We start from the raw sequence: 13,601 nt of genomic DNA, 5'->3' as shown, positions 1-13,601 counted from the left end.
CGCAACTTATGATGCCCTTCCGGTTACTCATATTCCGAAGAACATATTGCCTCCCTGGACTACTCGCCGGCCTCTTAGCCGGTGTGGGGCCGGTGATGTCCGGATGTGGCGAGCGACATGAAGAACCGGTCGTCGCCCTGGTGAATGGGCGAGCCATCACCCAAACCGAATTTGACTTTCGGTGGGGCGAACTCTCCAAGGCCACGCGCTCCCGCTACGAGAAGGAGGGGGGCAAGCAACGATTCCTGGACGAACTCATCACCCGAGAGCTGTTGATGCAGGAAGCCCGTCGCCGAGGGCTCGATCAAGACGATAGCATTCGAGACAAGACACAGCGGTATAAGGAACAGTTGATTCTCGACGAGCTGCTGAAAGACAAGCTCCAATCCAAGGTCGAGCTCACCCAGGCCGAACTCGACGCCTATTATGAAAAGCACGCCAGCCAGCTCTTGGATCCCTTGAAGGCCGATGTCTCGGTGATGCTGCTCCCTAATGTGTATGCCGCCAAGGACCTGGAAGCACAGGTGCATCGCGGCGGTAATTTTTCCAAGTTTGCGCAGCGCTACTCGATCGACGAAAAGACGAAATCGAAGGGCGGCGAGCTGGGGCCCTACCGGAAAGGTCTGGTCCCCCCCGAGGTCGATGCCGTCATTCACACCCTCAAACTTGGGATCGTCAGCGCGCCGATTAAGACCGACCACGGCTATTACCTGGTCGTGCTGACCCCGCTCGACGAAGCCATCATCCAAGCCGACTTGGCGACGCAGGAACGACTCCGACAAGAATTATTGTCCGATAAGCGCCGCAAACGATTCGAAGAAGTCATCGCCGACATTCGAGCCAATGCCGCGGTTCGCTTTGCCGAAGCCTCCCGCCATATCACCGAGGACACCGGGAAACGCTGACTCGAGGATGTTGCAAAAGCCGACCTACTCGATATCCACCAACCCGCCGCTTCGTGTAGAATCATGCATCAGAGCTCTCTGCCGCAAGATGAACGCACCATGAGACACGCATCGGTCGGATCGGATCGGCTGGTCCGATTCAAATTGCCGCTCGCCCTCTTGATGATCGCGCTGTGGCCCCCGGCCTTTTCCGAGGCCCGGCTACAAGATCGCATCGTCGCCATCGTCAATTCAGAATTGATCATGTGGTCGGATGTGAAGCGTGAATTTGAAACGGAGCACGAGCGGCTTTCCCGCGAGCACGCCGGAAGCGACCTCGCCCAACGGTTGAAAACAGCGGAGTATATGGCCCTGACGAAGCTCATCGAGCGGCGATTGCAACTGCAGGAAGCCAAGGCTCAAAAGGTTCAAGTTTCCGATCTGGAAGTGAAGCAAGCCCTCGAGCAGATGAAGCGGCAAGGCAGCCCCCTCGACACCGCCAATCCAAGCGATCTGCAGACCGTTCGCGACCAGCTCCTCCTCATGCGGGTCACCGACCAGCATATTCGCGGCAACATCACCGTCGGAGACTCCGAGCTCAAGCGGTTCTACGAGGAACATCGCGACCGGTTCGCGCTTCCCGAAGAATACCAACTGAGCCAGATCCTCATTCGACCGCGCTTCTCCGATGGATTGGCCGAGACCTTGACCAAGGCCCGCCGAGCCATGGACGACTTGAAACGAGGCGACAAGTTTGAAGACGTCGCCATGCGGTACTCCGACGGCGCCAACGCCTTACAGGGCGGACGACTCGGATTGGTCCGGCAAGGGGAACTCATCCCGACCATCGAACAGGCCGTCGCTCAGTTAGTGCCTGGAGGGATTTCCGATCTCATCGAGAGCCCTGAGGGAATCCAGATCATCCGCATGGACGACAGAAAGCCGAAACAGTTTCGCCGATACGAGGACGTCCGGCGAGAAGTGCAGGAGCTGGTCTATCAGCGGAAGAGCGACGACATGTATCAGTCGTGGCTGGTGGATCTCAAGAACAAGGCCTACATCGAGATCAAGTTCGAACAAGCGGCCGATAAAGCTCAGTCGCAGCCTGTACGGTCATCACCATAAACGGAGATCACAAAACATCCGCGCGAAGGCTGCCGGCCACGTCGCGAATGGCTCTCCACATCCGATCCCGCCCATCCCCGGTCACCGATGAGTACGGAATCAACATCTCCCCCTCGGCGAGTCCTAAGGCTCGATGGGTCTGGCTGAGCGTGCGGACCCGTTCGCCGGGCTTCAACTTATCGACCTTGGTCGCAACGACGAGGGGATTCCGGTGGATCGAACGAAGCCACGCGAGTGTCTGGCAATCCTGATCGGTCGCGACCCGGCTGTCCACTAACATCACGACCACGAGTAACGACGCTCGACCGACAAGGTAGTCTTCCATCAGCGGCCCCCACTGGGTGCGGACCGATTTCGACACTTTGGCGAATCCATAGCCGGGCAGGTCCACGAGATGGAATTGCGAAAGATCCGGGTCGGAGGTCGAGACGAGAAACACGTTCACGGCCCGCGTCTTGCCCGGCGTCCGGCTGATCTTTGCCAGATCCCGACGATTGAGCAACGAATTGATCAACGACGACTTGCCCACATTGGAGCGCCCCACGAAGGCCACCTCGTGGAGAGTGCCGGCAGGAAACTGTTCTGGAGACAGACAACTTTTGATAAACTCAGCGGCGAAGATTTTCATGTCGTTACCCCGCAGTATTCATGACGGTTCGTGGCGATATGGCGAAGTCGCGTTGCGAGACGGGCACGCGGAGCCCTGAGAAAGCGAGGCATACTTGAAACAGTATGTCGAGGTTGCGAAGGGCGAACCTGCCCGCCGAAGGCTCGTCGTAGCAGCGAATTCGCGATTGCAGTAGAAGCGTTCATGAATAGTGCGGGTTAGGCTGATCAATGGATGCAAGACAGAAGTCCGATCACAGTCCGACCTTTCTGCGTCACTACACATACGACCCTCCTCCGCCCAAGTCAACCGGCCGGCGCAGGGTGACTCGTGTGCTCCTCTGGAGCACCGCACTCATCGGACTTCCGTTGGGCCTCCTGGTCATGGGCTGGCTGATCATGCTTCCCGACACCGACCTCCTGGCAAAGACCAACCCGACCTCGACGGCCCTGATGGATGCTCGACAGGCGCAGGCGACGAAACAACGTCACGCGAGCGGACGGCAGTGGATGTGGGTGCCGCTCTCACGTATCTCTCCTCACCTTCGCCATGCGGTCGTGGCAGCTGAAGATGCCTCGTTTTTCACTCACGAAGGATTCGACTGGGAAGGAATGAAAGAGGCCGCGAAATACAATCTCGAAGCAGGCGAATTCAAGCGTGGAGGAAGCACCATTACCCAGCAGCTGGCCAAAAACCTCTACCTGTCATCCGAACGGTCCCTGTTCCGAAAAGCGCGGGAAGCACTGATCACGCGCTCCCTCGAACAGCATCTGACGAAAAAACGCATTCTCGAGCTGTACCTCAATGTCGCCGAATGGGGGGCACGGCATCTATGGCGCCGAAGCTGCGGCCCGTCATCACTTCGGGAAGTCGGCCGAGGACCTGACGATCGACGAAGCTGCCTGGCTGGCGGCCATTTTGCCGTCTCCACGCAGATACGATCCCCTTCGGAAAACGACCTTCCTCACTCGCCGCCACGAACGTATTCTAAAATGGATCGATCGGCAATCCGCAACGCCCGTGCCCATCGCCGATGAGGAGATGCACTAGTATGGCATGGCAAAAGAGAGTCCATCCATTGCGGCCATAGTTCGATTCGGCTAGGATGCCGCCCCATATGTCACGTCATGTCATGACTTTGAGAAATGCCAAATTGGAATCTCAAACTTGAAATCACAATCTGTAATCTTGCCGAATCTGCCGTGGGATCTAGAGTCGCAAGATGCAACCTTAAAGGAGGAGGGACGGGGTGAGCAACGTCATACCAATTGAACGAATTGAGCGGACGATCCTTCTGGTCAGAGGCCATAAGGTCATTCTAGACCGAGATCTGGCCGCTTTATATGGCGTGGCCACAAGAGGCTTGAATAAGGCCGTCTCCAGAAATCTCGAACGGTTCCCGGCGGATTTCATGATGCAGCTCACAAGGTCAGAGTTCAGCAACTTGAAGTCCCAATTGGGAACATCAAGTTGGGGCGGAACCAGGAAGTTGTCGAGAGCATTTACTGAACAAGGTGGCGATGCTTTCTGGAGTCCTTCGCAGTAAGCGCGCAATACAAGTCAACATTGCCGTTATGCGAGCTTTTGTTCGCCTGAGAAGCATGATCGCGTCGAACAAGGAAGTACGACACTCAATTCAAAGTCGTCTTCGACGCCATCCGGGAGCTTATGACACCTCCAAACACTCCCGTTCGGCGGATTGGGTTTCAGCGCGAAGGTGCTAAGTGAAAAGATGGGGCATGGCTCACAAAGTCCTAGGTGAAACCTATTAGTCCGTCGGTTCACTGCCAGTATCGCCTACCTCAGTAAAATCCTGCTCACCGAAGATGGCTGATTCGTAGGTGTAGTGTTTGAATTCAAGCAGGTTGTGGGACGGGTCCTCCAGGAAAAACGTGCGGTGCTCGATGCGCGTGCCGGGAAAGCGCACGCGCGGTTGCTGGTAAAAAGTAAGGCCTTTCGCCTTGGCTCGATCGGCCAACGCCTGCCATTCCTCCAGCGAGAGAAACACCAGCCCGAAATGACTGGGGTAGATTCCTTTCTGCTTCGAAGGTTGTTCCGGCACGAGATGCGCCACAAGCTGATGGCCAGCCAAGCCAAGTGTGACGGCGTGTTTCGATCTCCGTCCAACGGAACAGCCGAGGCCATCCACATAGAACCGTAGCGTGGCTTCGACGTCGTGAATCGGAAAGGCGAGATGGAAAATTCTATTCGCCATACTTGTTCACTTATGTGAATGGAATGGTCAAGAGTACTCTTCCATAAGAATATAATGCTCTCGTGACCTACCTAACGTGTCGTAGAGTTTATAGCTTTTGCCCTGTTGTTATAGAAACCTAAAGACCGCAACTCTAGCTTTTCAAATTCTTTTGCTTTTATAGGGTATGGTCCCATCTCGATGTAATCACGCCCGTGAACTAGCTTCTGATCTGGCATTGCGCGGAATAGTTTCTCTCTCATCTCTGAATAATCATAAAATCCTTTTCTCTCGCTACTCCCCTTACCTTTCTTTTGGTTAACCTGCGCTGTAATCCACGCGTACTGAGTAGACGAACCGGGATCCGCCCTTGGTTGAGCGATGAGGATGAGGGCGAGAGAAAGCACCGGGAAGGGGTACTTATTTTCATCATTAATTTTCCTAAGATCATCCATCAGAGGATTAATTGAGAACCGCATATCAAACGACCAACTCCCCAGCCATTTGAGTTCGATTCCAGCTCTAATGTCCGGAAACTTCTGCCACTCATTCGTGGAGGGATTATCTTTGGAAGAACCAAATGGAGGACCATTGTATATAACAATGTCGATAAACTGCTTTTCGCAACCAATATAAACTTCTGTCGAAAGATCATGTCTAAGAATTGCTTGGAGTCTATAAGCCCATTCAAACTGCACCCACCTCTCACACGAGTGTCCATGAAGCAACCACCATAAAAGGCGCTCGCTGATTGTGGAGTCATTTACGAATTATCGATTGACTCTTTCGATGATGCTTCCATCTAGCTGATTCAAGTGCCCCTCAATGCCACTTGGTCAAGTAGGCTTTTATCGAACACATAAAATGAAAAGTAGTATAGATGCCTTGATTAGCTTTATCTATGCATAAATCTCCAGACAAGCATTCAAATCTATTCGGCTAAAGCGTATGAATGTCCGACCCGCAAAACCCCACCGTCTCTCGCTCCTCCATCGATTCTCCAGACTTCGAGGCTTCCTTGCGCTGTAGACGAAGCACTTCCACGCTCTTCAACAAAGAGTTGTCTGTAGGTTCGCAACTATCGTGTGCGCATTCGAGCAGGGCGTTTACCACGATTTCTTGAACATAGGCCATCGAGAATCCTTCAGACCGTCGAGCCGTCGTCTCAAGCGCCGATTCGGAGAAGAATGTTCCTCCTTTTCTGCGGAGAAGTTCAAGACGTTGTTCATACTTAGGCAACTCAAACCGCCAGACCCGGTCGAACCGGCTTGGACGATGGATCAGCGCTGGGTCAAGCTTATCCGGCTCGTTGCAGGTTGCGATCACCAGCACGCCGTTCAAGACCTTGAGCCCATCCAAGAGGTTCAAAAAGTGGGATAGCGAAATCCCCTTGGCCTGCACCATTCGGTCGAGATCCTCCAGCAAGACAACCGCCGGCGTACACCCCTCGGCTAGATCCAAGGCGTTACGGAGCATGCTGTCGTCCACATCCGCTGTCCCCAGCACGGAAATGAACTTCGCAGGCGTGTTAAAGGCCAGAGTCTTGAGCGTGAGTGTTTTCCCGCAACCTGGCGGCCCTGCAAACAGAAATCCTCGACGGTGGGGGAGGCCTAGGGCCGCGTACCGCTCCTGGCCGGCAAAAAAGCCATCCGTATTGACCCGAATGTCCTGCGCCATGGGAGGCGGCAGCACCAGATCATCCCACGAACTCGCGGTCACCGGAATATTGTCGCCATTGACGACATAGATTTCCTTCTTCTTTTGCTTGAGTCTGGCTTTGCCGTACCGATCCAGGACGAGAAGCAGGTCTCGAAAGGCAGCAAGGGACTTGGTCGCAACGAAATAGATTCCAAAGCAGCCCTTACCCAACATAGTGAGAACGTGCGACAATGGATCTCTTGACCGTTCCAAATCAATTCAATGGTCCCTCGCCAGCCATAGGCGTTGGCTTCTTCTGAAGCACCATTCAGGGCACCTGCTTCGGACGCAGCGCAGATGGGCATCACATTCCGAAACGCTCCCGCCCCAACGAGCGGGAGGGCGGTGCGGCATGTGATCGCCGTCGGATGCCACTCTCGGAGGCAATCCAATAGGTAGTTCAGCGACAGCTCCTCAGCCGAGTCGCTACCAAATTCATGAACCAGCCAACCTGCCTCGCGCGGATGCGCGGCGAGAAACCGGCTACTTTGTCTCTGGAGAAACAGGGACTCACTCATGTCTCCCTCCTTCTTGATGTGCAAGGAAACCCTAGCACGGAGGTGCGACAGAATAAGTCGTTGGGCGTTGGAGAGAGATTAGCGGGAGGATCGATATGATTGGACGGCGGCGGCCAACTGACCGGAAACCTGATCGATCAGCGCCTGCGGACCCAGTACCTTCGCCCCAGGCCCGAAAGACAAAACCCAGGCGGTCAATTCATCGAGACCGCCGCACAGCATGGTCAGAATGACGGAGCCGTCCTTCTGGGACTGAAGCTTCTGTGTCGGATGCCAGCTTCGTTCTTTGACGAAATAGGCCCACTCAGGCGCAATCCAGATCTTCACTTCCTGTGGTGGCTCGTCGATCAGCCCGAATGCACGGTCGAGGCGGTCCGCAAGAGGATCAGACTGGGGCAGCTTGAACATGTCTTCCGTGACCGTGACGGTCTTGATTCGCTCCAGCGCGAATGTCCTCGTCGCTCCCGCTTGATGGGAATACCCGCTGAGGTACAGACCGTACTGGTACAGAATCAGCCCGTAAGGATCCACTTTATAATCTTGTGCGCGTTCTCCCGGTTTCCGATAGCCGTGCACAACAACCGTAAGCTGGCGAAGCAATGCCTTGCGGATGGACTCGATGACTTGCCTTTGAGCGGCATAGGCCCGGACCGGCCGTTGAAGCGGCGCGAACGTTGTCACGATGCGCTCAAGATGATTTCTGACTTTATCGGGCAGACCTGACTCGACTTTCCTGATGACGGACTCCAGATCGTCAACAAACGGCGTTCCTTTCAAATACGCTAAATGCCTCTGAGCAAGATAAAGCGACATCAGCTCGTACGGTGATACCACTACCTCCAACCCCTTGAAGCCGAGAGGCAGCCGCCATCTTCCCTCTTCCTGCTCTAATGGATAACCTGAGTCCTCAATCTGTTGCAGATCTCTATGGATCTGGCGCTTCGTGACTTGTAGCTCTTCGGCCAGTTCGCCGACCATTGCCCCTCCACGAAGGCGGCGAAGCATGACCGTGATACGCGCGACCTGACTATAGCGTTTAGGTTTCCGCCCTTTACGAGGAGGCACAGGAGTCCTCAGCTATCGGAAGGTGTCGTTGACCACCGGGTTTCCGCGTCCAGCCCAGTACCCGGCCATCATGTGGGAGGTGGAATGACGAATGGTGAATCGTCCTTGAGAAGTGAGGACCAGGCATCCCGCAGCTCCATGAATACGAGCGACCAGTTTCTGCAGCACAAGTCGTGCGGCAGTGGCTGGGGTTTTTCCTTGACCTACTCGATCACAGATCTCTTTGGCGAGTGCCAAGCGCATGATGCCCTCGCCCAATCCTGTCATCGATACGGCGCCGGTCTCATTGTCGGCATAGACCCCACAGCCGATGATCGGCGTATCCCCGACTCGTCCCGGTAACATGCGATCGATCCCACCGGTCGAGGCGCCGGCGGCAACCGTCCCGGCCCGATCGAGTGCGACGGCTCCAACCGTCCCATGTTTTTCTCGGTTTTGTGCAATTTTTCGGAGAGCCGTTTCATAGGAAAACCGGCGAGGCTTGCCCGTGAACGATTGGCGCTCCATCTTGAAATGCCTGGCGAACTTCGTCGCCATCGGCCCGACGAGCAAGACATGATCCGTGTCTTCCATCACGCGTCTGGCGGCGCTGATCGGATGCACGACCCCTTCGATCGAGACCACCGCACCGGCGCGTAAACTTTCTCCCTCCATGATGGACGCATCCATCCGCCGCGCTCCGTCGAGTTGCAGATGCGCTCCTGTTCCCGCATTAAAGAGTCCGCTGCCCTCAAGCGCGCGGATGGTCTGTTCAACGGCAACGAGCGCGGAGCTGCCCCGATCCAGTAAGTGATACCCGACTTGCAGCGCGGCACACAGGCAGGCGGCTTGTGGTGAAGTCATCGCGCGGGAGCCCGCCCCCCCGTGCACGAGGATGATGGGGCGGACAGATTTCAATTCAAGAGCAAGTCCCGGGTCTTCCGATAGGCGGGATTCTGCATGCGATCGAGATCGGACCGCACAAAACCCAGACCTGTCACGCAGAGTTCGAAGTTCTCGGACAGTTTTTGAAACAAGGGCAAGCTGGTGTCCGCATCATCGCGGCCGATCTGCGCCACGATTCCGTACGACCGCTTGCCGGTCTTCACATAATCCACGAGGAAGTCCTTGTGATAGATGCGCCCGGCCGACTTGAGGCGGCGAAGGTACTCGGGAAACAATCCCGCCATGAAGAGGGTGAAATCACCGATGTGACGATGGACATCCCGTTCACGGTCCAGCGATTGGGCTTCGAGCATGACCTCGGACTCGAAGAGCAAGTCCACAACCGAATCGACCTGCCGGTTCTCTTGATTTCTGATCTTATAGAGCTGATCCGTATGGGTAAAATCGACCAGGAGGTTGGAGACGTATGACGTGACTTTGGCATCGGGCCAGCCGAGATGTTCCGTAAAGCTCTTCTCGGTGAGGGCGCCGAAGAGTTGTCGGAGCGGATGTCGTGGAGGAACTTGAGTGCCCATCTCCACCTCCTGCGAAGACCGAATGAGGCCTGACTCAGTATATCAGATCTCGGCCACAAACCGGCTTCCACTCTTGTTGATTCTATCGGAACTCACCGCTGGATCTTGAGCCAGGACTAGCAAACTACGATTCCAGGTGTTCAAACAGACCATCATTCTCACTGCCCACCCTAGCGCGCCAAGACGCGCATTTCACCGAACAAGGCCGCAGCGAGTGAAGAGGCGAATCATAGATAGCTTTCACCCGCCCACCCATCACCTGTATGAACAGGCGCTTGCCCAGGCCGTACGTTGAGCCTCTGAGCGATGCGAGAACGCCGCTGGCGGACTGTTTCAACACCCTGCTAGCGCTCCTCCCTGCTGTCCACCACAAATGTCACCGGCCCGTCGTTCACCAAGGCCACCTGCATATGCGCGGCAAACACACCGGTTTCAACCGACGTCCCGCATGCCCGCAGCTCAGCCGCGACCTGCTCGTAGAGGCGCTTGGCGTCATCAGGGAATCCAGCGCCATCAAAGCTCGGGCGGCGGCCGTTGATCGTCCGGCCCAGCAGCGTGAATTGGGAGACGAGCAACACTCCGCCTCCGACCTCCGTGAGCGATCGATTCATCTTCCCCTGCTCATCGGCGAAGATGCGGAGTGTCCGGATTTTGTCGACCAGATACTTCACATCGGACGCGTCGTCGCCTTTCGCGACCCCCAACAAGACCATCAAGCCATGTTGAATCCGGCCCACGACGTTGCCCTCAACTTCAACCGAGGCACTGGTGACCCGCTGGATTACCGCTTTCATGATGAGCGTTATAGTCAATCGTCAACGGTCATTCGTGATTCTTCATCGGCCGCAGACGAAACCATAGGTATCTTCATCCTTGACCATGGACCGATGACTAATGACCTGCTTTTAAACAACGCAGCGTGTCCTCAAGAGAGAGCAATTTGCGCTTCATGGACAACCCGCCGGAAAACCCGCCGAGCGAGGCATCGTGGGCGACAATCCGGTGACAAGGAATCACGATCGGCAACGGATTCGCGCCGACGGCGTTGCCGACCGCGCGGGCATACTGTGGTCCGCCGACACGCGCGGCGATCCATTGATATGAACGGAGTTTGCCGTAGGGGACTCGCTGCAACGTCCGCCAGACCTGCCGCTGGAACGATGTTCCCTGCGACAGATCAAGCGGCACATCGAAGGTATTCCGCTTCCCGGAAAAATAATCGAGCAGTTGGCGACGGGCTGCTTCCAATCCTACGGATTTTGCTTGCTGCAATGGCCCGTCTGACTGTGCCCTCAAGTCAGACTCCACGGCCCGTTTCGACCGTTTCGGCAATACGATGGCTTGGATCCCCTTCGACGATTCAGCGATTCCCATCCAACCCCAGGGCGAATGAAAGATCATCGCGCGATGCATAGACCACTCCTTGTCATCCGGATACTCTGACACCATAAAAATTGTCTAGCAGGCTGTTCAGAAAGGCTGTCCAGCAAGGCCGCAGCGAGTGAAGTGGCGCGGCGTACGCTTTGGTACGTTGAGCCTCTGAACGATGCGACCTGTCTCGCAGAGCCGCTTCGGCAAGGCGGGGAATGATGCTGGCGGCCTTTATCAACGGCCTGCCACCCGACCCAATTTCTTGCGCGCCATTCCCCACACCACTCCGAGTTCCTCGGATCGCAACAATGCGTGGACACCGAGATACCCGCCGACACTCAATCCAATGGCGGCGAAAAGCAAGGCGGATTTCGCCACCCACTCCGCGGGATGATTCCAGATCCGCGCCTCAGCCACCCACCAACAGGCCACCACGATGGGCACACAGGCCACCAGCACTCGTCCGGCTGAGCGGATCACTGATTTCCACTCGATACCGCCCAGCCTCCGATTCAACACCACCACGAGAATTCCGCCATTGACCATCGCGGCCAGCGCCGTCGCAAGCGCCAGCCCTGCCGCTCCAAGGCGCGACATCAGCGCCAACGAAAACAGGATGTTCGCCACCACCGCAATCGCGGCGGAAACCGCCGGCGTGGTGGTGTCTTTCAATGAATAGAACGCCGAGACGATAATGCGCACTCCCCCGAATGCCCACAAACCGAGGGAATAACACAGCACAGCAAAGGCGGTTTCAGCGGTATCGTGTGCCGTGAACGTGCCGTGCTCGAAAAAAAGATGCACGATCGGCGTCCGCAACAGAATCAAACCCGCCATCGCCGGCAGAATGATAAAGAGGATCATGCGCAGACCGAAACCGAGCGTCGTGCGTAATTCGTCCAGCGCGCCCCGTGCCGCTTGCGCCGATAAGGTGGGGAGGATGGCCGTGGCCAGGGCGACGCCGAAAATGCCGAGCGGAAATTGGATGAGCCGCATGCCATAAAACAGATAGGTCGGACCACCGGCAAAAAACGACCCCAGAATCGTGCTTACCGTGATGTTGATCTGTGTCACCGACAGCCCGAGCAACGACGGAATCATCAGCCGACCGATCTTTCGCACACCGGGATGGCCGGGATTGAACGTGAATCCGAACAACATGCCGCGCAGCTTGAGCCCCGGCAATTGCATGGCAAACTGCGCCGCGCCGCCGGCGACGACACCGATGGCGACACCGAGGATGGGTTCCCGCATGGTCGGCGCAAGAAAGAGCGAGCATCCGATGATGAACAGATTGAAAAAGACCGGAGAAAACGCCGGAGCCGCGAAGGCCCGCAGGGAATTGAGAATCCCCATGGCCAGCGCGGCGAGGCTGATAAAAATGAGATAGGGGAACATGATGCGCGTGAGCAACGTCGTCATTTCGAGCCTGGCCGGATCATCATGGAACCCAGGAGCCAAGAGCCAGACAATACCCGCCGCCCCCAAAGTCCCGAGCATGGTAATGCCGATCACAATGGTCAGGAGCGTCGTGAATACGGCGCTGGCCAACTCCCACGCATCCTGTTTGGACTTGAGCGTGTGATATTCGGTGAAGACAGGAATGAACGCGGCGGACATCGACCCCTCGGCAAAGAGCTCACGGAGCAGATTCGGAATACGATAGGCGACGAAGAAGGCGTCGGCCGCCGGCGTGGCGCCGAAGAGCTTGGCGAGGACCATGTCACGGATGAAACCAAGAATTCGGCTTGAGAAGGTCGCAACCCCGATCATCCCAGCCGCTTTGACGACCGATTGATTCTCGTCCTGAGGTTTGGTGGGAGCGCCGGTCGAAACGGTAGGCTCTGACATGGACGGGATTCTAGCGGAACGCTCGCGGGGCGTCTATCGATGCGGCGATTTCATTGCAATCCTCAATCGGCTCAGACGGCGAGCACTATGCGGCCGCCAAGCTGCGCGAGCTGCCTTTCATCTTCTGTGCCGGCAGCCGTTCTCAATGTGGGTAGCCGAAAGACTGAGGGAAGAAGTCAAAAAAGCCGGTTGATCGCTCGCAAGCAACCGGCCTCTGGCGCCTGTCAGACCCGTCGCCAGAGGTCTCGGTGCCTGATCACGCCGCGAGTCGTTGAACAGGCGGCCGACTCGTGATGGTTACGACGTTTGCGTCCACGTCCCGCGACCTCACAGCCTTGGCCTGCGGCTTCATCTCCAAGGTTCCATTGAACACCACTCCCTCTTCCATCGAAAGGACCGGTGTGATCAAACTCCCTTGCACCACGGCCGGAGCACGGAGCACAATCTGGTCCTTCGCGTGAATATCGCCATGGATGGTTCCTTGGCACACGACGGTCCCGGCCGAGACCTTGGCCTTGAGCACTGCCTCAGGCCCAACGAGCAAGCCGCCGTCGGTGTGAAGTTCGCCGTCCAGGGCGCCATCAATCCGTACCGTGCCGGAATAGGTCAGGATCCCCTTGAACTCAACATCCTTGCCGATGAAGGCCACCTCATCCGGCAGTACCGGCCCACCCTGTGGCGGGCTGCGCTTGTCCTCCACCCACCGTTCTCGTTCCACTTCTCCCTCTCCTGCCTCCTCCTGTTTCCACATGATCGGGCTCCCTCCTTATCCGAATAGTCCACCTGAGCTGAGACGGTCTCGCCAAGTCTCTTATCTATCGGTTGACT

General features: G+C 56.5%; 15 protein-coding genes and 1 pseudogene. 5 read left to right on the top strand and 11 right to left on the bottom strand.

The window, feature by feature from the left end:
* Positions 1-8: 8 nt before the first annotated feature.
* Both COMA2_RS17695 and COMA2_RS17690 read left to right on the top strand, forming a co-directional pair.
* Positions 9-905 carry a peptidylprolyl isomerase gene (locus tag COMA2_RS17695; RefSeq protein WP_090901545.1) on the top strand — a complete coding sequence of 299 codons (897 nt, stop codon included), beginning with the start codon at positions 9-11 and terminating at the stop codon, positions 903-905.
* Between the two features lie 99 nt (positions 906-1,004).
* Positions 1,005-2,009 carry a peptidylprolyl isomerase gene (locus tag COMA2_RS17690; protein WP_175304701.1) on the top strand — a complete coding sequence of 335 codons (1,005 nt, stop codon included), beginning with the start codon at positions 1,005-1,007 and terminating at the stop codon, positions 2,007-2,009.
* Between the two features lie 7 nt (positions 2,010-2,016).
* Here the strand turns inward: COMA2_RS17690 and yihA are convergent, their stop codons facing one another.
* On the bottom strand, positions 2,017-2,637 hold the full coding sequence (yihA, locus tag COMA2_RS17685) for a ribosome biogenesis GTP-binding protein YihA/YsxC (RefSeq protein ID WP_090901540.1): 621 nt from the start codon (positions 2,635-2,637) through the stop codon (positions 2,017-2,019).
* 209 nt (positions 2,638-2,846) lie between these two features.
* Between yihA and COMA2_RS17680 the strand changes: the two are divergent.
* The 3 genes and pseudogenes from COMA2_RS17680 to COMA2_RS21435 all read left to right on the top strand — a co-directional run.
* Positions 2,847-3,380 (top strand): annotated as a pseudogene (locus COMA2_RS17680) (transglycosylase domain-containing protein); the annotation flags it as partial.
* 40 nt (positions 3,381-3,420) lie between these two features.
* Complete coding sequence (locus COMA2_RS21440; protein WP_407919023.1) at positions 3,421-3,666, top strand: transglycosylase domain-containing protein; 246 nt, start codon at positions 3,421-3,423, stop codon at positions 3,664-3,666.
* A gap of 199 nt (positions 3,667-3,865) precedes the next feature.
* On the top strand, positions 3,866-4,162 hold the full coding sequence (locus COMA2_RS21435; protein WP_217490812.1) for an ORF6N domain-containing protein: 297 nt from the start codon (positions 3,866-3,868) through the stop codon (positions 4,160-4,162).
* Between the two features lie 222 nt (positions 4,163-4,384).
* On the opposite strand, the gene COMA2_RS17670 is transcribed toward COMA2_RS21435, so the two are convergent.
* The 10 genes from COMA2_RS17670 to COMA2_RS17625 all read right to left on the bottom strand — a co-directional run bounded on the left by COMA2_RS17670 (position 4,385) and on the right by COMA2_RS17625 (position 13,524).
* On the bottom strand, positions 4,385-4,831 hold the full coding sequence (locus tag COMA2_RS17670; RefSeq protein WP_090901536.1) for a VOC family protein: 447 nt from the start codon (positions 4,829-4,831) through the stop codon (positions 4,385-4,387).
* Between the two features lie 71 nt (positions 4,832-4,902).
* Complete coding sequence (locus tag COMA2_RS17665) at positions 4,903-5,508, bottom strand: hypothetical protein (RefSeq protein WP_090901533.1); 606 nt, start codon at positions 5,506-5,508, stop codon at positions 4,903-4,905.
* Positions 5,509-5,749: 241 nt separating this feature from the next.
* Complete coding sequence (locus COMA2_RS17660) at positions 5,750-6,682, bottom strand: AAA family ATPase (RefSeq protein ID WP_090901530.1); 933 nt, start codon at positions 6,680-6,682, stop codon at positions 5,750-5,752.
* Between the two features lie 422 nt (positions 6,683-7,104).
* Positions 7,105-8,091, bottom strand: coding sequence for a helix-turn-helix transcriptional regulator (locus COMA2_RS17655; RefSeq protein WP_090901527.1), 987 nt, complete (start codon positions 8,089-8,091; stop codon positions 7,105-7,107).
* Positions 8,092-8,103: 12 nt separating this feature from the next.
* The gene (locus COMA2_RS17650; protein WP_090901525.1) at positions 8,104-8,961 is read right to left on the bottom strand and encodes an isoaspartyl peptidase/L-asparaginase family protein; all 858 of its coding nucleotides are present in this window, start codon (positions 8,959-8,961) and stop codon (positions 8,104-8,106) included.
* Between the two features lie 23 nt (positions 8,962-8,984).
* Positions 8,985-9,551, bottom strand: coding sequence for a hypothetical protein (locus COMA2_RS17645; RefSeq protein ID WP_090901522.1), 567 nt, complete (start codon positions 9,549-9,551; stop codon positions 8,985-8,987).
* A 344-nt stretch (positions 9,552-9,895) separates the two neighbouring features.
* Positions 9,896-10,345: a D-aminoacyl-tRNA deacylase gene (gene dtd, locus COMA2_RS17640; protein ID WP_090901520.1), complete on the bottom strand. Its 450-nt coding sequence runs from the start codon at positions 10,343-10,345 to the stop codon at positions 9,896-9,898.
* 97 nt (positions 10,346-10,442) lie between these two features.
* A complete protein-coding gene (locus tag COMA2_RS17635; protein ID WP_175304700.1) occupies positions 10,443-10,964 on the bottom strand; it encodes a methylated-DNA--[protein]-cysteine S-methyltransferase in 522 nt (173 codons plus the stop codon).
* A 192-nt stretch (positions 10,965-11,156) separates the two neighbouring features.
* On the bottom strand, positions 11,157-12,773 hold the full coding sequence (gene murJ, locus COMA2_RS17630) for a murein biosynthesis integral membrane protein MurJ (protein ID WP_090901514.1): 1,617 nt from the start codon (positions 12,771-12,773) through the stop codon (positions 11,157-11,159).
* Between the two features lie 256 nt (positions 12,774-13,029).
* Complete coding sequence (locus COMA2_RS17625; protein WP_090901511.1) at positions 13,030-13,524, bottom strand: bactofilin family protein; 495 nt, start codon at positions 13,522-13,524, stop codon at positions 13,030-13,032.
* Positions 13,525-13,601 lie beyond the last annotated feature (77 nt).

This window comes from Candidatus Nitrospira nitrificans (assembly GCF_001458775.1).
In the GTDB taxonomy this organism is placed as follows: domain Bacteria; phylum Nitrospirota; class Nitrospiria; order Nitrospirales; family Nitrospiraceae; genus Nitrospira_D; species Nitrospira_D nitrificans.
The sequence above is the reverse complement of the archived record's forward strand: the minus strand, read 5'-3'. Positions and strand labels throughout refer to the sequence as shown.

What these genes read in the sequence shown, in the direction of transcription:
- COMA2_RS17695 (WP_090901545.1), top strand. Translation starts at nt 9, where the DNA reads ATGATGCCCTTCCGGTTACTCATATTCCGAAGAACATATTGCCTCCCT.
- COMA2_RS17690 (WP_175304701.1), top strand. Translation starts at nt 1,005, where the DNA reads ATGAGACACGCATCGGTCGGATCGGATCGGCTGGTCCGATTCAAATTG.
- yihA (WP_090901540.1), bottom strand. Translation starts at nt 2,637, where the DNA reads ATGAAAATCTTCGCCGCTGAGTTTATCAAAAGTTGTCTGTCTCCAGAA.
- COMA2_RS21440 (WP_407919023.1), top strand. Translation starts at nt 3,421, where the DNA reads ATGTCGCCGAATGGGGGGCACGGCATCTATGGCGCCGAAGCTGCGGCC.
- COMA2_RS17670 (WP_090901536.1), bottom strand. Translation starts at nt 4,831, where the DNA reads ATGGCGAATAGAATTTTCCATCTCGCCTTTCCGATTCACGACGTCGAA.
- COMA2_RS17660 (WP_090901530.1), bottom strand. Translation starts at nt 6,682, where the DNA reads ATGTTGGGTAAGGGCTGCTTTGGAATCTATTTCGTTGCGACCAAGTCC.
- COMA2_RS17645 (WP_090901522.1), bottom strand. Translation starts at nt 9,551, where the DNA reads ATGGGCACTCAAGTTCCTCCACGACATCCGCTCCGACAACTCTTCGGC.
- dtd (WP_090901520.1), bottom strand. Translation starts at nt 10,345, where the DNA reads ATGAAAGCGGTAATCCAGCGGGTCACCAGTGCCTCGGTTGAAGTTGAG.
- COMA2_RS17635 (WP_175304700.1), bottom strand. Translation starts at nt 10,964, where the DNA reads ATGCATCGCGCGATGATCTTTCATTCGCCCTGGGGTTGGATGGGAATC.
- murJ (WP_090901514.1), bottom strand. Translation starts at nt 12,773, where the DNA reads ATGTCAGAGCCTACCGTTTCGACCGGCGCTCCCACCAAACCTCAGGAC.
- COMA2_RS17625 (WP_090901511.1), bottom strand. Translation starts at nt 13,524, where the DNA reads ATGTGGAAACAGGAGGAGGCAGGAGAGGGAGAAGTGGAACGAGAACGG.